22 protein-coding genes are annotated in these 21468 nt (G+C 64.1%); 21 read left to right on the plus strand and 1 reads right to left on the minus strand.

Going from position 1 to position 21468, the window contains the following annotated elements; translation table 11 throughout:
• The 17 genes from QMG83_RS02690 (at position 1) to QMG83_RS02770 (ending at position 15246) form a co-directional block, all read left to right on the plus strand.
• Positions 1 to 1233 carry a type II secretion system F family protein gene (locus QMG83_RS02690; RefSeq protein ID WP_283503824.1) on the plus strand — a complete coding sequence of 411 codons (1233 nt, stop codon included), beginning with the start codon at positions 1 to 3 and terminating at the stop codon, positions 1231 to 1233.
• Positions 1234 to 1467: 234 nt separating this feature from the next.
• Positions 1468 to 1899, plus strand: coding sequence for a type II secretion system protein (locus QMG83_RS02695; protein WP_283503825.1), 432 nt, complete (start codon positions 1468 to 1470; stop codon positions 1897 to 1899).
• Positions 1900 to 2014: 115 nt separating this feature from the next.
• A complete protein-coding gene (locus QMG83_RS02700; RefSeq protein WP_283503826.1) occupies positions 2015 to 2449 on the plus strand; it encodes a hypothetical protein in 435 nt (144 codons plus the stop codon).
• A gap of 1 nt (position 2450) precedes the next feature.
• Positions 2451 to 3047, plus strand: a complete 597-nt coding sequence (locus QMG83_RS02705) for a prepilin-type N-terminal cleavage/methylation domain-containing protein (RefSeq protein ID WP_283503827.1) — start codon at positions 2451 to 2453, stop codon at positions 3045 to 3047.
• On the plus strand, positions 3038 to 4453 hold the full coding sequence (locus QMG83_RS02710) for a hypothetical protein (RefSeq protein WP_283503828.1): 1416 nt from the start codon (positions 3038 to 3040) through the stop codon (positions 4451 to 4453). The genes QMG83_RS02705 and QMG83_RS02710 overlap by 10 nt, the downstream gene beginning before the upstream one ends.
• Entirely contained in the window at positions 4446 to 5282 is an 837-nt protein-coding gene (locus tag QMG83_RS02715) for a prepilin peptidase (protein WP_283503829.1), read from the plus strand. Before QMG83_RS02710 ends, QMG83_RS02715 begins: the two co-directional genes overlap by 8 nt.
• A 9-nt stretch (positions 5283 to 5291) precedes the next feature.
• Positions 5292 to 6338: a type IV pilus assembly protein PilM gene (pilM, locus tag QMG83_RS02720; protein ID WP_283503830.1), complete on the plus strand. Its 1047-nt coding sequence runs from the start codon at positions 5292 to 5294 to the stop codon at positions 6336 to 6338.
• Entirely contained in the window at positions 6335 to 7063 is a 729-nt protein-coding gene (locus QMG83_RS02725) for a hypothetical protein (protein WP_283503831.1), read from the plus strand. The genes pilM and QMG83_RS02725 overlap by 4 nt, the downstream gene beginning before the upstream one ends.
• 2 nt (positions 7064 to 7065) lie before the next feature.
• Positions 7066 to 7719 (plus strand): type IV pilus inner membrane component PilO, encoded by a 654-nt coding sequence (locus QMG83_RS02730; protein ID WP_283503832.1) that lies wholly within the window; start codon positions 7066 to 7068, stop codon positions 7717 to 7719.
• A gap of 109 nt (positions 7720 to 7828) precedes the next feature.
• The gene (locus QMG83_RS02735) at positions 7829 to 8662 is read left to right on the plus strand and encodes a hypothetical protein (RefSeq protein WP_283503833.1); all 834 of its coding nucleotides are present in this window, start codon (positions 7829 to 7831) and stop codon (positions 8660 to 8662) included.
• Between the two features lie 41 nt (positions 8663 to 8703).
• On the plus strand, positions 8704 to 9141 hold the full coding sequence (locus tag QMG83_RS02740) for a DUF6121 family protein (RefSeq protein ID WP_283504510.1): 438 nt from the start codon (positions 8704 to 8706) through the stop codon (positions 9139 to 9141).
• Positions 9142 to 9392: 251 nt separating this feature from the next.
• Positions 9393 to 9767, plus strand: a complete 375-nt coding sequence (gene rpsL, locus QMG83_RS02745) for a 30S ribosomal protein S12 (protein ID WP_097060154.1) — start codon at positions 9393 to 9395, stop codon at positions 9765 to 9767.
• The gene (gene rpsG / locus QMG83_RS02750; protein WP_097060155.1) at positions 9767 to 10237 is read left to right on the plus strand and encodes a 30S ribosomal protein S7; all 471 of its coding nucleotides are present in this window, start codon (positions 9767 to 9769) and stop codon (positions 10235 to 10237) included. Before rpsL ends, rpsG begins: the two co-directional genes overlap by 1 nt.
• 89 nt (positions 10238 to 10326) lie before the next feature.
• On the plus strand, positions 10327 to 12444 hold the full coding sequence (fusA, locus tag QMG83_RS02755) for an elongation factor G (protein WP_283503834.1): 2118 nt from the start codon (positions 10327 to 10329) through the stop codon (positions 12442 to 12444).
• A 108-nt stretch (positions 12445 to 12552) separates the two neighbouring features.
• A complete protein-coding gene (gene tuf, locus QMG83_RS02760) occupies positions 12553 to 13746 on the plus strand; it encodes an elongation factor Tu (protein ID WP_283503835.1) in 1194 nt (397 codons plus the stop codon).
• A 96-nt stretch (positions 13747 to 13842) separates the two neighbouring features.
• On the plus strand, positions 13843 to 14271 hold the full coding sequence (locus tag QMG83_RS02765) for a hypothetical protein (RefSeq protein ID WP_283503836.1): 429 nt from the start codon (positions 13843 to 13845) through the stop codon (positions 14269 to 14271).
• A 9-nt stretch (positions 14272 to 14280) separates the two neighbouring features.
• On the plus strand, positions 14281 to 15246 hold the full coding sequence (locus QMG83_RS02770) for a DNA topoisomerase IB (protein WP_283503837.1): 966 nt from the start codon (positions 14281 to 14283) through the stop codon (positions 15244 to 15246).
• A gap of 13 nt (positions 15247 to 15259) precedes the next feature.
• On the opposite strand, the gene QMG83_RS02775 is transcribed toward QMG83_RS02770, so the two are convergent.
• Entirely contained in the window at positions 15260 to 16021 is a 762-nt protein-coding gene (locus QMG83_RS02775) for an IclR family transcriptional regulator (protein ID WP_283503838.1), read from the minus strand.
• 80 nt (positions 16022 to 16101) lie between these two features.
• Here QMG83_RS02775 and hutH point away from each other — a divergent pair, with 80 nt between their 5' ends.
• The 4 genes from hutH to hutI are packed head-to-tail and all read left to right on the plus strand — an operon-like array spanning position 16102 to position 21234.
• Positions 16102 to 17634, plus strand: coding sequence for a histidine ammonia-lyase (gene hutH, locus QMG83_RS02780; protein WP_283503839.1), 1533 nt, complete (start codon positions 16102 to 16104; stop codon positions 17632 to 17634).
• Positions 17631 to 19265, plus strand: a complete 1635-nt coding sequence (gene hutU / locus QMG83_RS02785; protein ID WP_283503840.1) for a urocanate hydratase — start codon at positions 17631 to 17633, stop codon at positions 19263 to 19265. The genes hutH and hutU overlap by 4 nt, the downstream gene beginning before the upstream one ends.
• Positions 19265 to 20095, plus strand: coding sequence for an arginase family protein (locus QMG83_RS02790; RefSeq protein ID WP_283503841.1), 831 nt, complete (start codon positions 19265 to 19267; stop codon positions 20093 to 20095). Before hutU ends, QMG83_RS02790 begins: the two co-directional genes overlap by 1 nt.
• Positions 20092 to 21234: an imidazolonepropionase gene (gene hutI, locus QMG83_RS02795; RefSeq protein ID WP_283503842.1), complete on the plus strand. Its 1143-nt coding sequence runs from the start codon at positions 20092 to 20094 to the stop codon at positions 21232 to 21234. The genes QMG83_RS02790 and hutI overlap by 4 nt, the downstream gene beginning before the upstream one ends.
• Positions 21235 to 21468 lie beyond the last annotated feature (234 nt).

Here is a 21468-nt window from a genome sequence, read left to right on the forward strand (position 1 = left end):
ATGGCCGGCACAGCGACATTCGTCTATAAAGGTCGGGATGCCAGCGGCAAGGTTGTCAAAGGCCGCGTTGACGCCATGACCCAGGGTGCGGTCGCCAACCGACTGCGCACCATGGGGATCGCTCCCCTGACCATCGCGGAAGCCTCGGCTGGCACTGGACTCCAGATGGAGATCAACCTCGGCTCATTTGGCACGAAGGTCGGCCTGAAGGACCTCGCCGTCATGAGCCGGCAGATGGCGACGATGATCACGTCGGGCCTCTCGCTGTTGCGGACGCTCGCGATCCTCTCCGATCAGACCGCTAACCCCGAACTGAAGAAGATTCTCACGGCGATCACGCGCGAGGTCGAATCCGGGTCGTCACTGTCCGATGCGACGGCACGGCACAGTCGGGTTTTCCCTCCGATCATGATCAGTTTGATCCGTGCGGGTGAGACTGGCGGATTCCTTGACGGGGCCCTGCTTTCGGTCGCCAAGAACTTCGAGGCGGAGGTCAAGCTGCGGGGAACCATCAAGTCGGCCCTGACCTATCCGGTGATCGTTTTCATCATGGCGATCCTTGCTGTGATCGCGATGCTCGTTTTCATCGTTCCGATCTTCAAGACCCTGTTCGAGGGATTCGGGAGCGAGCTTCCCCTCCCCACCCAGATGCTGGTCTGGATGTCGAGCATCATGTGGTGGTTCCTGCCACTGCTCATCATCGCGTTGATCATCTTCTCAATCTGGTGGAGCCGCAACAAGAACACCGATCGCGTCAGGCGCTTTGTCGATCCGCTGAAGCTTCGCATCCCGGTATTTGGCCAGCTGTTCAGAAAGATCGCCATCGGGCGCTTCGCCAGGAACTTCTCGGCGATGATGGCCGCTGGTGTTCCCATCCTGCAGGTGCTCCACATCGTGGGCGAGACCTCGGGCAACTGGGTCATGGAAGAAGCGTTGCGAAAGGTCGCCGAGTCGGTGCGTCAGGGGCGGACCGTTGCCGAGCCTCTCTCGCAGGAAAAGGTGTTCCCCTCGATGGTTACCCAGATGATCTCGGTGGGGGAGGACGCCGGTGCGCTCGAGCAGATGCTGGGCAAGATCGCCGACTTCTACGACGAAGAGGTGAACTCGGCCACCGAGCAGCTCACGGCCATGATTGAGCCGCTCATGATCGCGTTCCTGGGCGTGGTGGTCGGCGGGATGATCGTCGCGCTGTACCTGCCAATCTTCAGCATCTTCACGCTGCTCGGCGAGTAGCAACCTTTGACAGGCCGGATGCGGCCGGATGAGAGTCGAGCACATTCGACTCCTCAGCCGGCCGCATCCGTTGTTTAACCGTGCGTTCCACCCCTCTACTGGGGTCGATATATCGCCAAATGTGCCCTGTTCCGGGGATTCCACCCCCGGAAATACAGGGCCACCATTGTCTCAGGGGGTCAAGTACTTTGGGGGCCCTGTCCAATTCATAAGACAGATGGAAAAGAGAAAAACATGTTCGCACGAATCAAGAACGAGATCGCCAACCGGCGCGCCGGCATCAAGAGCGAAGAGGGCTTCACCCTCATCGAGCTTCTCGTCGTCGTCATCATCATCGGCATCCTGGCCGCGATCGCCATTCCGATCTACATCGGTGTCCAGAACAGCGCAACCGACTCCGGCGTCAAGTCGGACCTCGCCAACTCGAAGATCGCGGTTGTCGCATACTTCACCGACAAGCCGGCCGGACCGGCACCTGCGCTCTCGGATGCCGTTCTCGGCACCTACGGCTTCACGAAGGGCGCGGCCATCACCACCGGTCCCGCATTCGTAGGCACCGCGCCGGCGGCTGCTGGCGCGAGCTTCTGCGTCCAGGCCACGAGCAGCACCACCAAGGTATTCAGCGTCACCGCCAAGGGCGGCGTCGTTGAGGCACCCTGCACCTAACCAATAGAGATTCAAGGATGGGGTGCCGCAGCAGCGGCACCCCATCCGCACCACTTAAGACCGCAATTTTTTCCCAGCTACATAGGTTTGCACAACACCCTTGGGGGGAGGCACAGTGAACACGTCACACCCGCGCGAATCCGCATCGCCGCTCGCGCCCCGACTTCAACACTCGGAAGATGGCGTTGGGCTCATTGAGATTGTGGTCGCACTGTTGCTGCTGGCGGCCCTGGCAACCGCGCTCGTTCCCGTTCTCCTCAACGGTCTCAAGCAGGCTTCGTCCAGCGCGACGCTGGCCACTGCCTCTCAACTTGCAAACGATGAGCTCGAGCGGGCGCGCAGCTGGAAACGCTGCAGCGACCTGAGCCCAGGCACATACAACGTGACCGATGCCCGTGCAGTTCAACTCACGCTCTCGACCACAGTGGGTTCCTGCTCACCCTCTCCCGAGAACCCAGCATCGGTTGCCGTGACGGTCGTCGTCACACGACTGGACACGAACGTCGTTATCACATCGACGAAGACCTACATTTTCATCGCGGAGCTCTAACATGAACCAGCATTCCGCGGCTTCTCCGAGTAGCGCCACCAAGCGGGTCGTCGCAAGCGAACAAGGCCTCACCCTCGTCGAGGTGATGATCTACGCGATCCTTCTGTCCGTCGTTGTTGCCATCGCCGGAGGCATGATCTCCAGCGCCGTGAACGTCTCAAAGACGGTCGTCAGCATGACCGGGAACTCGACGGCGGGCCAGCTGGTAGCCAAGTCTGTTGTCACTGGCATCAGAAATTCTTCAGACTTCAAACTCTCCAGCCCGACGGGGAACGATCAGTTTCTCGTTGCCAGGCGCGCCAGCTCTGGCGCAACACTCACCTGGAGCTGCAACGCCTGGTACTACTCAGCGACGGACGGATCAGTCAGGTTCACCGCCTCCAACGTCGCGATTCTGCCGCCATCCGCCGCTGAACTCGCGACCTGGACGCAGCTGACCAAGAACGTGCAGCCCGTATCGGGAACCGCGATTTTCACGGCGCTGAATCAGCGGCTTTCCGTCTCCATCCTTGGCCTGGATGGAGCCAACCGGCCAATCGACATCACGAGCTCGGCAACCAGCCGCGCCGGAGCATCAGGGAGTTTGTCATGTTTCTAGAGCGATTCGTTCCCGCACGATCTGAGCGCGGTTCGGCACTGGTCGCCGTGCTCGGCGTCTTCGCGATGGGGCTCATCCTGACCACCCTGATCGTGTCTTCCGTCGTGCACGGGCTGGGCTTCAGCACATCTTCCCGGGCCTCCGTGCAGTCGCAGGCTGCCGCAGACGCGGGCATTTCCGCTGTGCGCGCTGCCCTCTACACCGCGTCCAACTGCAATGCCCAGCCCACGCCCGGTGTCTATGTCTCTGCGAGTTCGCCAACCTACACCGTGGCTGTGGAGCGCAATAACGGAGCTGGATGGGTTACAGGGTGCCCCACCCTTCTGACTTCTCAGGTGCGGCTCACCTCGACAGGCACGGCCGCAGCTAAGGGAGTCTCTGGCAACTCTGCCGGCGACGTCAGCAAAGTTCAGGCGACCTATGAATACCTGATACCCGGAGTTACCCCGAGCGGCGTCGCAATGTATCTGCACGATGGCGCCGTCATCGAGGCCAACTCCTCCCTCGATCTGTCGGAGGGGGGAAACACGGGCCTCATGGTGAAAAACGGAACGCTCAACTGCGACAAGAATAACGGCGTGATCAACGGCAGCCTGATGGTCAGGGGCAACCTCGCCTTCGGGGGAAGCTGCGAGGTCACCGGCAGCGCTGTGGTCACCGGCAGCACCACTCTCGGATCGGGGCGGATCGACGGCAACCTCACCTCCGGTTCGGTATCTCCGAACCCCCCTGGGTCGAGGGTCGGAGGAACCTATACCCAGAGTGCGGCTGCTCCGGCCATCCCCGACTGGACCAACCTCACCTATCAGCCGAGCGACTGGAAGACCTCACTAGGCCTCCCGTTCGAGGTCAGGGCCATGAACGCTAGCTGCTCGCTGAGCTCGGGAAATCTTGGCGGCACGGTCTCCGGGTACCCCGTCATCATCAACGCTCTCGGATGCTCGTCCGGACTTTCCGCCAACAACAACACGACGGTGTCGCTCACGAGCGACGTGGTTATCTTTGCGAACAAGTTCGACTTCGACGGCGTCAACTCGCTGGTTTTCAAGTCGGCCAGCTCCGCCAGCTACCGCCTCTGGTTCATCACTCCAGACAACGGGCCGGCGGGTGACAAGTCACCGACGTGTGGATCTGGTCAGGGACCCTTCACGGTGAAGAACGGTTTCGAGGTGAACAAGCCGATCTCGGCCCTGCTCTACACACCGTGCGCTTTCGAGGGCAAGAACGGGTTCACCTGGAACGGCCAGATCTACGCAGGCAAGTACAGCGAGATCAAGAACAACCCGAGCTTCACCTTCGTTCCCGTCGGTGCAGGGGGGGTCGACTTCGACAACGCCACCGTGACGACTCAGGTGACCAAGCCTCAGCCGGGTGGGCTCGAATCGATGCGGAACATCGATGGCTAGCCTGACGGTGGCGCTCGTCGGCGCATTCGGACTGCTTATCGGCTCGTTCCTCAACGTGGTTGTGTACCGCGTTCCCGCACGGCAATCGATCGTGTCTCCGCCGAGCGCGTGCCCGCAGTGTGCAACGCCGATACGGCGGCGAGACAACGTTCCTGTGCTGTCCTGGCTGATCCTGCGCGGCAGGTGCCGCGACTGTCAGGCGCCCATTTCGCGACGCTACCCACTGGTGGAGCTGGCAACAGGGCTGTTCTTCGCTGCGGTGGCCGCCTGGTTCACGCTTGTCTGGCTGCCCGCCGCCGCACCGGCAACAACGAGTCAGCAGGTCGGGGCCGTCGTGCTGTTGGTTGCGTTCCTCTATCTCGCGGCAGTGTCCGTGGCGCTGGCATTGATCGACCTCGATCACCGCATCCTTCCAAACAGCATCGTGTTGCCCAGTTATCTCGTGGGGGCAGTGCTTCTGGCGGCCGCAGGCCTGCTTACCGCCGACTACTCCGCGCTGTTGTCATCCGCGATCGGCGCCGCAGCGATGTTTGGAACATACTTCCTCCTTGCGCTGATATACCCGCGCGGAATGGGAATGGGCGACGTCAAGCTCGCGGGTGTTCTTGGGTTGTTTCTGGGGTACCTCGGGTGGCAGGAACTCGTGGTCGGGGCCTTCGCAGCGTTCTTTCTCGGGGGGATCTTCTCGATCGCTCTCATCCTCATGCGGCGCGCATCCCGAACGACGGCAATCCCGTTCGGGCCCTGGATGCTGCTCGGTGCCTGGGTGGGAATCTTTTTCGGCACCGTCATCATGGGTGCCTATTTGCAACTATTCGGAATTATCTAGGGGGAACTGATGGCTATTACACAGGTAGTCGGGGTCGATATCGGCTCCGGCGCGATTCGAGCGGTGGAGGTGTCCGGTATTGGCTCGAAACGGCCTTCGGTCGTGCGTTTCTCCACCATGCCGCTGCCGGATGGTGCAGTGCACGCTGGTGAGGTCCTCGAGGTCAACACGGTGGCAGCAGCACTCAAACAGCTATGGAGCACGGCAAAGTTCAGCAGCAAGAACGTCGTTCTCGGTGTGGGAAACTCCAAGGTTCTCGTCCGCGACTTCGCAGTGCCCAAATTGAGCCTCGCCGAGATTCGGGAGTCGCTGCCGACTCACGTTCAGGAGATGCTCCCGGTGCCCGTTGCCGACGCGATCCTGGACTTCTATCCCATCTCGGAGTCGCCCTCTGACACCGGTCCCGTCGTCAACGGGCTGCTGGTCGCCGTGATCAAGGAATCCGTGCTCGCCAACGTGAAAGCTGTGCAGGCCGCGGGGTTGAACCCGATCGGAGTGGATCTGATCCCCTTCGCCCTGACCCGGCTCACCTCTGCTGCCCGGCTGGTCGGAAACGTTGCGCATATTGAGATCGGGTCCCGCACCACCAACGTCATCGTGACAACCGGGGGGGTGCCCCAGTTCGTTCGAACGATCGCGAACGGCGGCCACGACCTGACCGTCGCACTCGCCGACCGTCTGGATCTATCGCTCGATGACGCTGAGGCGCTGAAGCGTCATCTGGGTCTTACCGGAGCTGCGGCGACACCGGAGCAGGCTCCCGCAGTCGCCGTGATCCGGGAGATTACTGCCGCTCTGCTCTACAGCCTGCGAGACACCCTGGGCTATTTTGCCAACTCCCGCCAGAACGACCCTTTTGCCGGCGTCGTTCTCTCCGGCGGAGGGGCACAGCTTCTGGGGCTGGCAGACGCCTTTTCTGAAGTTGCAAGGATCCCGGTGGTTCTCGGTGACACTTTTGGGAACATCGACGTCGCCAAGGATGCGTCACGTGGAGCCGGGTCACAAGCCGGCCTCAACGTCGCGCTCGGGCTTGCATTGGGAGGTGCAGCAGCATGAGCGCCAAGAAGCAAAGCAGCGCGCGTTTAGTCGTCGGTGGCCCCGCTCACGCCAACCTGCTTCCGCCCGAAGTGGGAATCGCGGCACGGGCTCGCGCGATGCGCCGCACTGCGAGTGTTCTCGTGGTGTTGTCGGTAGCTCTCGTGCTGGCCAGTGTCGTAGCCGTGTCTGTGCTCGCGCTGGTCGAGGATGCCAAGCTTGATGCAGCCAATGCGAGAACCGACCAGCTGGTGCAGGAACAAGCCCAATACTCGGAGGTTCTGCGAGTCAAGGGCATGCTCGAGGCAGCGAGCGCCGCGCAGCTCGTGGGCACCTCGACCGAAATCGACTGGAAGTCTTACCTGGTAAACATCCAGAACAGTCTTCCCGAGGGCACTCTCGTGACCAACGTCTCTGCTGAGACGGCGACACCGATTGTGGACTTCGTTCAGCCGTCGGTTCCTCTTCAGGGCGACCGTATCGGCGAGCTCCGCTTCACTGCGACCAGCACGTCGCTTCCGAACGTTGAAGCGTGGCTCGTTGCTCTCTCGACCCTCACTGGATACGTCGACGCGTCGCCGGGCTCCGTGACGTTGGACGAGGAGTCATTGACCTACCAGGTAACGATCACGATGCACATTAACACCGATGCACTGTTGCTTCGGTTCGACGAAGCGGGCCGCGCCGCAAGAGAAGCGGCGACAGCACAGACGGCATCGGATGCCAGCGACAGCGAGAGTGAATGACCATGAATAATCGATTCTGGATGATCATTGCCGGTGCCATCGGCGTCGCGATCTTCGCGTTCGGCTGGTTTCTCGGTGTTGCTCCGAAGGTGGATGAGCTGAATGCGTCCATCGCGCAACAGGCGTCCGTCGAGGTGCAGAACAAACTGCACGAAGCCTCGTTGGCCGATCTGAAGGTGGAGTTTGAGCAGATTGATGCTCTCAAGTCTGAGCTGGCGAGCGCTCAGATGCTTCTTCCGGCCGGTGATGATCTGTCGACCTTCCTCGGCGAACTGCACCGACTGGAGGCGTCAAGCGGCGTAGTTCTGACTCTCTTCGGCGCAAGTGACGGCCAGGGATTCATCCCTGCGCCGGCATCCGGGGCAACCAATCCCCTCGTGACCGAGGCTAACTTCATCGCCATCCCCATCAACCTGACGGTGAGCGGAACACGCGAGCAGGTCATCCAGTTCGTCAGCGATCTGCAATTTGGCACGCGGCTGTTCCTCGTCACGGCGCTGACCGTCGCACAGGATCCCGAGAATCCGGATGTCTACGACGGCAACATTTCGGGCCTGGTGTACGTGCTGGTTGACCCCTCATCGCCACCGCCAACTCCGACAGCCCCCGCGGCAGTGGAGACCGAGGCGGCTGCCGAGGGGGAGCCGACCACCTAGGAAGGGTTCGGTGTTGTAGCGAATAAGCCGCACCTGAGTCAAGGGGGCGCAGCAATGCGCCTCCTCGCTAGACTGGACGCCGACTGGCAGCCAGGCATGAGGAGCAGCGATGACCGACACGAACCACGAATCTGGGACGAACAACCCGAACGGTGACCCGGAATATCGTGAACCCCACGACGACGCCGTGCAGGAAGCCGAGATCGTGGACGAGCCGGATACGGTTGTCGTTCATGACGAGCTGATCGTGGAAGACGACGAATCCACCGTGGTCGAACCAGAGGTCACGCGCGCAAGCGTTGTCGAGCCCGAGGTTGCGCGACCCACGGTGACCGAGCCCGTCGTCGCGACGGATGACCCGGCCGCCGTCCGCACGGAAGATCCGACAGTCGCCGCGCCCCAGCAAGTGGTCTACGTGCAGACGCCTGCCGCGCCACGCAAGCTCGGCAACCGGGGGATCGGCACGCTGATCGCGTTGCTGTCTGCTCTCATCTTCGGCGCACTGCTCGCGGTCATCACCGCGGTCATTCAGTACGCCAATTCGGGTCGATTCGACTTCGGATTCCTCTCGCAGGCCCAGTTCTACATCCCAATGCTGTTCTTTGCTGTGGCGTTCGTTCTGCTGGTGCTTCTCGTCAACCGCGGGGCCTGGTGGGCGTACATCATCGGCAGTGTGCTGGTTGCGGTCGTCGTCTACTTCGGCACGATCGGCTTCGGCCTGCTGATCACCGGCGTGATCTCAAACACCCCCTCTGAGGCGAACGAGCGATTCGTCGCGCAGCTGTCGAATCCTTTCGTTATCGCATCGGCGCTTCTCGCGCGCGAGGTGTCGCTCTGGTTCGGCGCGCTCATCAGCCGCCGCGGACGCAGCCTCAAGGCGCGCAATGCTGTGCGGCGTGAGGAGTACGAGCGCGAGCTCGCAGAGCGCCGCGCGCGGGTCTGATCACCAGCAACGAGTCACCGTCGCGAGCCGCTCGTGCGGGGCTGGCCGTCTTCGCCACGGTCGGCTACCTCGCGGCGCTCATCGCGCTGTGGGGCATCCTGAGCGTGATTGTCGACCGCGATGTTGTCGACTATCCGGATGCCGGCACATTGCTGGGGCCCGCGATGGCCCTGGCGGCCTGTGTCGTCACCTTCGTCTTCGTGATGAGGGCATCGGCCGGGCCGAAGCCGTGGAGACACGTGGCGGGTGCCGCCGTGATCACGACCGTTGCCACCCTTCTGGTGGCGGGCATCGGCTACAGCATCACCCGGGGCGATTTTGCGTGGATGCCCGCAGCAGCCCTCCACTTTGCGCTGGGGCCGTTCGTGCCGGGGGCAGCCGTGCTCTCGGCGGCGGTGGTTGCAGCGTCACGAGCTGTCACCAGGCGGCCGGGAAAGGGTGGTCCGGCGGCGGAATCATTTGACCGCCGCCCCGGATGAGACTATTCTTTTCGAGGTGTGCGCTTTGTCGTGCGCCTGAATCGTGCTCATGGCACCGATCAGGCACATGCGCCTCGCACCAAGGGTTCGTTCTTCGAGCGGCCCCCACGGCATACCCGCAAATTTCCTTCCCAGGAAGCCAGCGGGTCCAGATGAACTCACGCGATTGCGTTCTTGTAGAAAAGAACCGATCTCGCGAATGCTAACCATCAAGACGCTGTCACCGTGCAGCAACAACAAGGAGTTACTTAGTGCCCACCATTCAGCAGTTGGTGCGAAAGGGCCGTTCGCCAAAGGTCGTCAAGACCAAGGCTCCCGCCCTGAAGTCCAACCCGCAGCAGCGCGGCGTTTGCACCCGCGTCTACACAACTACCCCGAAGAAGCCGAACTCGGCTCTTCGCAAGGTCGCCCGCGTCAAGCTTTCCAACGGCACCGAGGTCACCGCCTACATTCCAGGTGAGGGCCACAACCTGCAGGAGCACTCCATGGTGCTCATCCGCGGCGGTCGTGTTAAAGACCTCCCCGGCGTTCGCTACAAGATCGTTCGTGGCGCACTCGACACCCAGGCAGTCAAGAACCGCAAGCAGGCCCGCAGCCTGTACGGCGCCAAGAAGGATAAGAAGTAATGCCTCGTAAAGGTCCAGCACCGAAGCGTCCCGTAGTAGCGGACCCGGTCTACGGCGCTCCCATCGTGAGCCAGCTCGTCAACAAGATCCTGCTCGACGGCAAGAAGGGTCTGGCAGAGCGCATCGTTTACGGCGCACTCGAAGGCGTTTCGGCCAAGAACGGCGCGGATGCGGTTGTCACCCTCAAGAAGGCGCTCGACAACGTGCGCCCCACCCTCGAGGTCAAGTCCCGCCGCGTCGGTGGCTCGACGTACCAGGTTCCGGTCGAGGTCAAGTCTCACCGCGCCAATACCCTCGCGCTTCGCTGGTTGACCAGCTACGCCAAGGGCCGTCGCGAAAAGACCATGACCGAGCGCCTCACCAACGAGATTCTCGACGCATCGAACGGTCTCGGAGCGGCAGTCAAGCGCCGTGAAGACACCCACAAGATGGCCGAGTCGAACAAGGCATTCGCGCACTACCGCTGGTAACAACTCATCGCTGGTCGGGCGGTGTCGGATTTCCGATGTCGCCCGATCGATGAGTGCAGCGTTCATTACACAAACTTTCGGAGGAACCTGTGGCACAGGACGTGCTCACCGACCTGAATAAGGTCCGCAACATCGGCATCATGGCTCACATCGACGCTGGCAAGACCACGACGACCGAGCGCATCCTGTTCTACACGGGCATCACCCACAAGATCGGCGAGGTGCACGATGGTGCAGCGACGATGGACTGGATGGCGCAGGAGCAGGAGCGTGGCATCACGATCACCTCTGCTGCTACGACGTGTTTCTGGGACAAGCACCAGATCAACATCATCGACACCCCGGGCCACGTTGACTTCACCGTCGAGGTGGAGCGTTCGCTTCGCGTGCTCGACGGCGCTGTCGCGGTGTTCGACGGCAAGGAGGGCGTTGAGCCCCAGTCCGAGACCGTCTGGCGCCAGGCCGACAAGTACGACGTTCCCCGCATCTGCTTCGTCAACAAGATGGACAAGCTGGGCGCCGACTTCTACTTCACCGTAGACACCATCATCAAGCGCCTCGGCGCCAAGCCGCTGGTCATCCAGTTGCCGATCGGTTTCGAGAACTCCTTTGAAGGTGTTGTCGACCTGGTCGAGATGCGCGCCCTCACGTGGCGTGGAGACTCCAAGGGTGACGTCGAGATGGGCGCCAAGTACGCCGTCGAAGAGATCCCGGCCGACCTCGTCGAGAAGGCGAACGAGTACCGCACAGCGCTGCTCGAGGTTGTTGCCGAGACCGATGACGCGCTCCTCGAGCGCTTCATGGAGGGTGACACCGACTTCTCGGTGGCCGAGATCAAGAAGGCCATCCGCAAGCTCACCGTCAACAGCGAGATCTACCCGGTTCTCTGTGGTTCCGCTTTCAAGAACCGTGGCGTTCAGCCGATGCTGGATGCTGTTGTCGACTACCTGCCGAGCCCGCTCGACGTGCCGGCAACCGAGGGTCACGACGTTCGCGACGAAGAGAAGATCGTTGAGCGCCACCCCGACTCGACCGAGCCGTTCGCCGCGCTCGCGTTCAAGGTTGCTGTTCACCCGTTCTTCGGTCGTCTCACCTACGTTCGCGTTTACTCCGGTAAGGCAGACTCGGGCGCTCAGCTGATGAACTCGACCAAGGGCAAGAAAGAGCGCATCGGCAAGATCTTCCAGATGCACGCCAACAAGGAAAACCCTGTTGACAGCGTCACCGCCGGTCACATCTACGCGGTCATTGGCCTCAAGGACACGACCACGGGAGACACCCTGTGCGACCCGAACAGCCAGATCGTGCTCGAGTCGATGACATTCCCAGAGCCCGTCATCGAGGTTGCGATCGAGCCGAAGACCAAGGCTGACCAGGAGAAGCTGGGTGTCGCTATCCAGAAGCTCGCCGAGGAAGACCCGACGTTCCGCACCGAGCAGAACCAGGACACCGGCCAGACGGTCATCAAGGGAATGGGCGAGCTTCACCTCGACATCCTGGTCGACCGCATGAAGCGCGAGTTCAACGTCGAGGCAAACGTCGGTAAGCCCCAGGTGGCATACCGCGAGACGATTCGCCGCATCGTTGACAAGCACGACTACACCCACAAGAAGCAGACCGGTGGTTCAGGCCAGTTCGCGAAGGTGCAGATCTCACTCGAGCCGATGGAAGTCACGCCCGAGAAGATCTACGAATTCGAGAACAAGGTCACCGGCGGTCGCATCCCCCGTGAGTACATCGGATCCATCGACCAGGGTTTCCAGGCGTCGATGGCAGTGGGCGTTCTCGCCGGCTACCCGATGGTCGGCGTCAAGGGAATCATCCTTGATGGCGCTGCCCACGATGTGGACTCGTCAGAAATGGCGTTCAAGATCGCCGGCTCGATGGCATTCAAGGAAGCGGCCCGCAAGGCCGATCCCGTGCTGCTCGAGCCGCTCATGGCCGTCGAGGTGCGTACCCCAGAGGAATACATGGGAGACGTCATCGGCGACCTGAACTCGCGTCGTGGCCAGATCCAGTCGATGGAAGATGCGACTGGCGTCAAGGTCGTCACGGCCAAGGTGCCCCTGTCGGAGATGTTCGGTTACGTCGGCGACCTGAGGTCAAAGACCTCTGGCCGTGCTGTGTACTCGATGACCTTCGACAGCTACTCGGAAGTTCCCCGCGCGGTAGCTGAAGAGATCATCCAGAAGAACAAGGGCGAGTAATAGCCCTGCACCCGCGGCTCACCGAGCCCGAGTAACATAACAACATCCAATCGCGAAGCATCCGATATATGTCGGATGCCCAGCAACGAGTCCTGAGGAGGACCCACAGTGGCTAAGGCCAAGTTCGAGCGGACCAAGCCGCACGTAAACATCGGTACTATCGGGCACGTCGACCACGGCAAGACCACGCTGACGGCCGCCATCTCGAAGGTACTTGCTGACAAGTTCCCGTCGGCGACCAACGTTCAGCGCGACTTCGCGTCGATCGACTCGGCGCCGGAAGAGCGCCAGCGCGGTATCACGATCAACATCTCGCACGTTGAGTACGAGACGCCTAAGCGTCACTACGCTCACGTCGATGCACCCGGCCACGCCGACTACATCAAGAACATGATCACCGGTGCCGCACAGATGGACGGCGCAATCCTCGTGGTTGCTGCTACCGACGGCCCCATGGCTCAGACGCGCGAGCACGTGCTGCTGGCCAAGCAGGTCGGCGTGCCGTACCTGCTCGTCGCACTGAACAAGTCCGACATGGTTGACGACGAAGAGATCCTCGAGCTCGTTGAGCTTGAGGTCCGTGAGCTGCTTGCAGCCCAGGGCTTCGACGGCGACAACGCTCCGGTTGTTCGCGTTTCCGGCCTCAAGGCCCTTGAGGGCGACGAGAAGTGGACCCAGTCCATCCTCGACCTCATGGAAGCTGTCGACGAGAACGTTCCTGACCCGGTGCGCGACAAGGACAAGCCGTTCCTCATGCCGATCGAGGACGTCTTCACGATCACCGGTCGTGGAACCGTCGTGACGGGCCGCGCCGAGCGTGGAACCCTCGCGATCAACTCGGACGTCGAGATCGTTGGAATCCGCCCGACCCAGAAGACCACGGTCACTGGTATCGAGATGTTCCACAAGCAGCTCGACGAGGCATGGGCCGGCGAGAACTGTGGTCTGCTGCTCCGCGGCACGAAGCGTGAAGACGTTGAGCGTGGCCAGGTTGTTGTCAAGCCAGGCTCGGTCACCCCTCACACGAACTTCGAGGGAACCGCGTACATCCTGTCAAAGGATGAGGGTGGGCGTCACAACCCGTTCTACGCGAACTACCGCCCGCAGTTCTACTTCCGCACCACCGACGTCACCGGCGTCATCACGCTGCCTGAGGGCACCGAGATGGTCATGCCCGGCGACACCACCGAAATGACCGTTGAGCTGATTCAGCCCATCGCCATGGAGGAGGGCCTCGGCTTCGCCATCCGCGAGGGTGGCCGCACCGTTGGTGCAGGCAAGGTCGTCAAGGTACTCAAGTAGTCCTTTAGATTCACAGCAGCAGGGCCGTACCTTCGGGTGCGGCCCTGCTGTCGTTAACCCCGCCGTTCGAGCGTCCGTACCCACTAGCCTGTGGTCATGAGTCGAACGGTGGGCAAGATCGTTCTCGACGTGCTGGTAACCGTCGCACTCTCGCTCGTGATCCTCAGCACCTGGCGATGGATGGCCGGGTCGACGCTCGGTGATGGTTTCGGTGAGGCGGCGCAGCGGCTGTTCCTGTTCATGGACATCGGCCTGCTCGTCTGGCTGATCCTGATAGCGGTCGCGGCCGTTCGCCGGAAGCCGGCCGGCGCCGGTCTCACTCTCGTCTTCGGCGCCGTCGGAGCGCTGGCCAACCTGATCACGGTCATCATCGTGGGATATGTGCAGCAGGGCGGCTGGGCTGAACAGTTCATCCTGTTTGCCGTTGAAGCTGGCTCGGCGTTCCTCATTGCGGCCGTCGTGGCTGTACTACTCGTGCACCGACTGATTCTCAAGCCCTCCCAGACGGTGAATTCCCGACCATAGTCTGGGCACATGCCCCGACTCCGCCGCAGCGACTCGAGCGGAAAGGGCCTGCGTCGACGGCGGGCCGGCAAGGGCTTCTCCTACCGCGACGAGAGCGGGCATCCGGTGTCTGCCGAGGAGCGAGCCCGCATCGAGCTCCTCGCGATTCCGCCCGCGTGGGAAGACGTCTGGATTTCGCTCTACCCGAACGGCCACATCCAGGCGACCGGTGTGGATGCCGCCGGCCGAACCCAATACATTTACCATCCGTTCTGGCGGCAGCAGAAAGACCGCCTCAAGTTTGATCGCGCGTTGAGTCTCGCGGAGTCACTGCCGAGCGCCAGGCGCAGGGTCACCTCTGACCTCAGGGGCGGTGAGGCATCGAAGACCAGGGCTCTCGCTGCGGCGTTCCGCATGCTTGACACGGGCTCGCTGCGAGTTGGCTCCGAGCGCTACGTCGAGCAGAACGGCAGCCACGGATTGTCGACGCTGCTCTGCTGCCACGCCAGCGTGCGCGGCGACACCGTGAGCCTCGAGTTTCCCGCGAAGAGCGGGCAGCTGTGGGACTCGGAGATCGTCGACACCGACCTGGCCGCGGCGCTGCGCACTCTCGCGCGGAGGGGTGCGGATGACCGACTTCTCGCCTGGAAGGAGGGCAGGTCGTGGGTTCCCCTCACCGCGGAGGACATCAATGCCTACGTTGCAGAACGCACGGGCGGCGAATTCACGGCGAAAGACTTCCGCACCCTGCGTGGTTCCGTCACGGCCGCGCTCAGCCTCGCGCAGGCAGGGCCGCAGGCGTCGGTGACCGCCCGCAAGCGCACAATAGCGCACGCGATGCAGGAGGTCGCCGCGGTGCTGGGAAACACCCCGGCCGTGGCGCGTACCAGCTACGTCGATCCGCGGATCGTCGACAAGTTCGACCGGGGACGGACCATGGATCCGCTCGGTCGAGCGTCGGCGGAATCACGTCTGCGCGAACTTCTCCTCGATTGAGGTGGTGCCGGCGTCAGCGCCCGGACAACCGGGCACTGAGCGCATCGGTGGTCGCCGCCGTCGCGCGGCCCAGCGTGGTCCACTCGTCGCCGACGGCATCGGTGCGAAAGGTGAGTCCGATCGCGGCGGCGGGGTAGTCGTTTCGGTCGACGGCGGCCGCACCCACCGAGCCGTACTCGGCGGTGATCTCGCCGAGCTCGGTGGCCCAGCCGCGGGCGCGTGTGTCGGCGAGCACGCCGTCGAGGGCGGTGAGGCTTGAGGGCCCGATGGCGGTGCGAAGAGTGAGCTGGCGCTTGCTGGGGTAGAGAGCGCGCACCTGAGTGGCGGGCAGCAGGGCGAGCATGGCCCTGCCGGTGGCGGTGAGGTGGGCCGGAAGGTGAACTCCGATCGCCGAGACAGTCATGGGGGCGCGGAGCCCCTGCACCCGCGCCGCATAGACGACATCCGTTCCGCTCAGCACGGCGAGATGGGCAACGACGGGAATCGGGGCGCTGGCGACCAGCTTCTCCATCAGGGGGGAGGCGAGCCTCGCCAGCCGGGTGCTGCGCAACGAGGCGGTCCCCAGCTCGGCGACGAGGGAACTGAGCCCGTAGGTGCGGTCTTCGGGGTAGTGCACGACGAATCCCTCGTCCATGAGCACCGCGATGAGCTGGTACGCCGACGAACGGGGCAGATCGAGTGCGCGGGCGAGCGAGGCAGCGGGTACAGGGCCGCTACGCGAGGCGAGATAGCGCAGGATGGCGAGAGTATTGCGCGCGGCCGGGATCTGCGGCATCCTCACCCCTGTCTGATATTTCAGACAGCTTATCGCGACACCCACTGATGTGGCGAGGGCGCGCGTAGTTCACTGAGCCCATGGATACCGTCACCGTCGGCATCGGGCCGCTCACTGCCGACGAGGTCATCGCCGTCGCTCGCCACAACGCCCGCGTGGGGGTGTCGTCACTGTCGGTCGAGGCGATGGCCCAGTCGCGTGCCGTGATCGACGCTCTCAGCGACGATGAGGCTCCGCACTACGGCATCTCGACGGGTTTCGGGGCGCTCGCGACCAAACACATTCCGGTTCAGCAGCGACTGCAGTTGCAGCGCTCACTCGTGCGCAGCCACGCGGCGAGCTCAGGACCCGAGGTCGAGCGCGAGGTCGCGCGCGGCACCATGCTGCTGCGGCTCTCGACCCTCGCCACCGGGCGCACCGGATCCCGCCCGGTGATCGCCGAGACCTACGCCGCCCTGCTCAACGCCGGCATCACCCCCATCATCGGCGAGTACGGCAGCCTGGGCTGCTCGGGCGACCTCGCACCCCTCGCGCACTGCGCCCTGGCGATCATGGGCGAGGGCGAGGTGACGGTGGGAGACCGGCGTCTCGCGGCATCCGACGCTCTCGCCGCCGCCGGCATCGAGCCGGTCGTACTGCGCGAGAAGGAGGGCCTCGCGCTGATCAATGGAACCGACGGGATGCTCGGAATGCTGTGCCTCGCCATCGGTGACCTCGCCGATCTGCTCGACACGGCCGACCTTGCCGCAGCGATGAGCGTCGAAGGGCTGGCGGGCACCGACCGGGTGTTCGCAGAGGATCTGCAGGCGCTTCGGCCGCATCCGGGTCAGGCCGAGTCTGCCGCGAACATGCGTGCCGTCCTTGAGGGCTCCGGAGTGATCGCCGCCCACCGCAGCGGCGGCTTCACCAGGGTGCAGGATGCCTACTCGTTGCGCTGTGCCCCACAGGTGCACGGCGCAGCCAGAGACACCCTCGCCCACGCCCGACTGGTCGCCGGCCGCGAACTCGCGAGCGCCATCGACAACCCAGTCGTGCTGCGCGACGGTCGGGTCGAATCGAACGGCAACTTCCACGGCGCACCGGTCGGATATGTGCTCGACTTCCTGGCCATCGTCGTCGCCGACGTCGCGAGCATGAGCGAGCGACGCACCGACCGCTTCCTCGACAAGACTCGCAACGGCGGGCTCAACCCGTTCCTCGCCCACGATCCGGGCGTCGACTCCGGCCACATGATCGCCCAGTACACCCAGGCCGGGATCGTGAGCGAGCTCAAGAGACTCGCGGCTCCCGCCTCGGTCGACTCCATTCCGACGAGCGCGATGCAGGAAGACCACGTCTCGATGGGGTGGAGCGCTGCACGCAAGCTGCGGCGCAGCCTCGACGGGCTGACGAGGGTGCTGGCGATCGAACTCATGACCTCGACCCGCGGCATCCAGATGCGGGGCGAGACACCAGCCCCGATGTCGGCCGCGGTCATCGAACGGCTGCGACGGGTTGTGCCCGGCCCCGGGCCTGACCGCTACCTCGCGCCAGACATTGCCGAAGCCGTTGCCCTCGTGGCGAACGGAGAACTGCTCCGCGCCAGCGGACTGAAGGAACGGACACCCAGATGATCACCGCACACCGTGGTTCGACCCTGCACACCCTCGGTTGGCCGCAGGAGGCGGCGCTGCGCATGCTCCAGAACAACCTGGACCCGGAGGTCGCCGAACACCCGGAAGACCTCGTTGTGTATGGCGGCACGGGCAAGGCCGCTCGCGACTGGCCGAGCTTCCATGCGATCGTGCGCACCCTCGAAACGCTGCGTGGCGACGAGACCCTGCTCGTGCAGTCCGGCAAGCCGGTGGGAGTGATGCAGACCCACGAGTGGGCTCCTCGGGTGCTGCTGGCCAACTCCAACCTCGTCGGCGACTGGGCGAACTGGGACGAGTTCCGCCGCCTCGAGCAGCTGGGTCTGACGATGTACGGCCAGATGACGGCCGGCTCCTGGATCTACATCGGCACCCAGGGAATCCTGCAGGGAACCTACGAGACCTTCTCGGCGGTGGCCGCCAAAAGGTTCAGCGGCACCTTGGCCGGCACCATCACCCTGACCGCCGGCCTCGGCGGCATGGGCGGCGCTCAGCCCCTCGCTGTCACCATGAACGACGGCGTCGCGATCTGCATCGATGTCGACCCCAGCCGAATCTCCCGCAGGATCGAGCACGGCTACCTCGATGTGTCTGCGAACTCCCTCGACCACGCCCTTGAGCTCGCCTACGCGGCGAGGGATGCCAGGAAGCCACTGTCGATCGGAGTGCTCGGCAATGCGGCATCCGTCGTTCCGGAGCTTCTCGCGATGGGTGCCGAGATCGACATCGTGACCGACCAGACCAGCGCGCACGACCCGCTCGCCTACCTGCCCCTCGGCGTCGACTTCGACGACTGGGCCACCGCGAAGCTCGATGCCGGATTCGCGCAGCGCGCCCGCGAATCGATGGCCGTGCACGTCGAGGCGATGGTCGGCTTCCAGAGAGCCGGAGCCGAGGTGTTCGACTACGGCAACAACATCCGCACCGAGGCGAAGGCGGCAGGCTACGCCGAGGCGTTCGCCTTTCCCGGGTTCGTGCCGGCATACATCCGCCCGCTCTTCGCCGAGGGCAAGGGACCGTTCCGCTGGGCAGCGCTCAGCGGAGACCCGCGCGACATCGCCAAGACGGACAAGGCCGTGCTCGAGCTGTTCCCCGAGAACGAGTCGCTCGCGCGCTGGATTCGCCTCGCGAAAGAGCGGGTGCATTTCCAGGGACTGCCGGCGCGCATCTGCTGGCTCGGCTACGGGGAGCGGGATGTGGCCGGGCTCAGGTTCAACGACATGGTCGCCTCCGGCGAGCTTGCTGCACCGCTCGTGATCGGCCGCGACCACCTCGACTCCGGGTCGGTCGCGAGCCCGTACCGCGAGACCGAGGCGATGAAAGACGGATCTGACGCGATCGCGGACTGGCCGCTGCTCAACGCTCTGGTCAACACCGCATCGGGGGCGACCTGGGTGTCGATCCATCACGGTGGAGGTGTCGGCATCGGGCGCTCGATCCATGCGGGCCAGGTGACGGTTGCCGACGGCACAGCGCTCGCCGGCGAAAAGATCGCGCGAGTCTTGAGCAACGATCCCGGCATGGGCGTCATCCGGCACGTCGACGCTGGCTACGATGAGGCCATCGACACCGCGGCTCGACTCGGGGTGCGCGTTCCCATGCAGGAGGGCTGATGCTGGCGCACGATCCGCTCTGGCCCCGCGCGGGCGACTGGCCGGTGCCGACAGGACGATCCGACGCCACGATCGTCGGCATCCCGACGCACTCGACATCGCTGTCGCCGACGCAGTCGCACCTTACTCCGGCGGCAGTCCGGGAGGCCCTGCGGCGCTTCAGCCTGCAAAGCTCGCTCGTCATCACCGACGCCGGCGACGCGACCGAGCCTGACACGGTGGATGCCACAGCCTTCGTCGCGGCGATCGACGCTGGTCTCGTGATCGCGCTCGGCGGCGACAACAGTGCGACGGTGCCGGTCGCTCGCGGCCGCAACGCGCACGGGCTCGTCACAGTTGACGCCCACCACGACCTGCGCGACGGCGTGAGCAACGGATCGCCGGTGCGACAGCTGGTCGAGGCGGGCCTGTCCGGCACTCGCGTCGTACAGATCGGGATCGAACCCTTCGCCAACTCGCGCCACTACGCCGACCGCGCCGCCGATCTCGGCATCACGGTCATCACCCGGGACGTGCTGCGCCACCGCCCGATGGACGACATCATGGCCGAGGCGATCGAGATTGCGGCGGCCGGCGGGGGAGCCGTGCACGTAGACCTCGATGTCGACGCCTGCGACCGCGCGGTGGCGCCCGGCTGTCCCGCGTCGGTGCCGGGCGGCCTCGCGGCGATCGACCTGCGCGTCGCGGCGAGGGTGGCCGGTGGGCATGCCGCCGTGGCATCCATCGACCTCGTCGAAGTGGATGCCGCGGCCGACGCCCCGGACGGACGCACCGTTCGACTCGTCGCCCTGTGCGTGCTCGAGGCGCTCGCCGCACTGGAGACCCGATGACCACGACCCTGGTCGACTCGATCGGCCTGCTCGTCACCCACGACGACGAGAGGCCGCCGCGCGAGAACGCGGCCATCGTCATCGAGAACGGGGTGGTGGCCTGGGTCGGCGACGCATCCGAGGCGCCGGCCGCCGACGAGCGGATCGACGCGGACGGTGGATGCGTCATCCCCGGCTTTGTCGACAGCCACAGCCACCCCGTGTTCGCCGGCGACCGTGCCGACGAGTTCGAGGCACGCATGGGCGGAACGCGCTACGAGGCAGGCGGAATCCAGCGCACGGTGAGGCTGACCAGGGAGGCCACCGACGAGCAGCTGCTCGCGAACGCGACCCGACTCGTCGCCGAGGCTCGCGCGCAGGGCACGACCACGATCGAGATCAAGAGCGGATACGGGCTCACCGTCGCGGACGAGGAGCGAAGCGTGCGCCTCGCGTCGACCCTCACCCCCGAGGTCACGTTCCTCGGTGGGCACGTCGTGCCGCAGGGCTCCGACCGCGACGAGTATGTGGCGCTGGTCACCGGCGAGATGCTGGATGCCTGTGCCCCACATGCGAAGTGGATCGACGTGTTCTGCGAGGCCGGCGCCTTCACGGTCGACGAGAGCCGTGCCATCCTGACCGCCGGAATCGCCCGCGGCCTTGGCGCCCGAGTTCATGCCGGGCAGCTCGCCGAAGCCGGCGGGGTAGCCCTGGCGGTCGAGCTGGGGGCGGCGAGCGTCGACCACTGCACCTTCCTGTCTCGGGAGGATGTGGATCTGCTGGCGGGCGGCGAGACCGTGGCAACCCTGCTGCCCGGCGTCGAGTTCTCGACCAGGCAGCCATATCCGGATGCCCGCCGCCTGATCGACGCGGGCGTACCGATCGCGATCTCCACCGACTGCAACCCCGGCTCGAGCTACACGACCTCGATGGCGCTGTGCATCGCGCTCGCGGTGCGGGAGATGGGGATGACACCCCTCGAGGCGCTCACCGCGGCGACCGCCGGGGGCGCTGCAGCCCTGCGCCGAACCGACGTCGGCCACCTGAGAGTTGGCGCAAAAGCCGACCTCGTGGTGCTGGCGGCACCCACCTACGTGCACCTCGCCTACCGCCCGGGAGTGCCCCTGGTTCGGCGGGTACTGGCTGCCGACCTCGTCTGACGCCTCCCGGGGCGCAAATCCGACACGCCCGGGTTGCAGCAATGGCAAACCTGTGACAAACTCTTCTAGTTCAACACTTCCCGCTTACGTAGCGCGGAATCACTTCCAGGCAGTGCATAGTCCAGGTCCTAAGGATCGAGTGGCTAGGCCGCGGGAAGCAGAACCAGGTTCAACAACTCCCCGTGTATCTCGGATCAACTCCTTGCTGCGCGGCCGGAGTCACAACAAGCAAGC

The organism is Salinibacterium sp. G-O1, assembly GCF_030063305.1.
Taxonomy (GTDB): Bacteria; Actinomycetota; Actinomycetes; order Actinomycetales; family Microbacteriaceae; genus Rhodoglobus.

Coding starts and splice junctions, on each gene's coding strand:
- QMG83_RS02775 (WP_283503838.1), bottom strand. CDS start 16,021: ATGCCGCAGATCCCGGCCGCGCGCAATACTCTCGCCATCCTGCGCTAT.
- hutU (WP_283503840.1), top strand. CDS start 17,631: ATGATCACCGCACACCGTGGTTCGACCCTGCACACCCTCGGTTGGCCG.
- QMG83_RS02730 (WP_283503832.1), top strand. CDS start 7,066: ATGAATAATCGATTCTGGATGATCATTGCCGGTGCCATCGGCGTCGCG.
- QMG83_RS02705 (WP_283503827.1), top strand. CDS start 2,451: ATGAACCAGCATTCCGCGGCTTCTCCGAGTAGCGCCACCAAGCGGGTC.
- QMG83_RS02735 (WP_283503833.1), top strand. CDS start 7,829: ATGACCGACACGAACCACGAATCTGGGACGAACAACCCGAACGGTGAC.
- QMG83_RS02770 (WP_283503837.1), top strand. CDS start 14,281: ATGCCCCGACTCCGCCGCAGCGACTCGAGCGGAAAGGGCCTGCGTCGA.
- QMG83_RS02695 (WP_283503825.1), top strand. CDS start 1,468: ATGTTCGCACGAATCAAGAACGAGATCGCCAACCGGCGCGCCGGCATC.
- hutI (WP_283503842.1), top strand. CDS start 20,092: ATGACCACGACCCTGGTCGACTCGATCGGCCTGCTCGTCACCCACGAC.
- QMG83_RS02715 (WP_283503829.1), top strand. CDS start 4,446: ATGGCTAGCCTGACGGTGGCGCTCGTCGGCGCATTCGGACTGCTTATC.
- QMG83_RS02690 (WP_283503824.1), top strand. CDS start 1: ATGGCCGGCACAGCGACATTCGTCTATAAAGGTCGGGATGCCAGCGGC.
- hutH (WP_283503839.1), top strand. CDS start 16,102: ATGGATACCGTCACCGTCGGCATCGGGCCGCTCACTGCCGACGAGGTC.
- pilM (WP_283503830.1), top strand. CDS start 5,292: ATGGCTATTACACAGGTAGTCGGGGTCGATATCGGCTCCGGCGCGATT.
- QMG83_RS02710 (WP_283503828.1), top strand. CDS start 3,038: ATGTTTCTAGAGCGATTCGTTCCCGCACGATCTGAGCGCGGTTCGGCA.
- rpsG (WP_097060155.1), top strand. CDS start 9,767: ATGCCTCGTAAAGGTCCAGCACCGAAGCGTCCCGTAGTAGCGGACCCG.
- QMG83_RS02725 (WP_283503831.1), top strand. CDS start 6,335: ATGAGCGCCAAGAAGCAAAGCAGCGCGCGTTTAGTCGTCGGTGGCCCC.
- QMG83_RS02790 (WP_283503841.1), top strand. CDS start 19,265: ATGCTGGCGCACGATCCGCTCTGGCCCCGCGCGGGCGACTGGCCGGTG.
- QMG83_RS02765 (WP_283503836.1), top strand. CDS start 13,843: ATGAGTCGAACGGTGGGCAAGATCGTTCTCGACGTGCTGGTAACCGTC.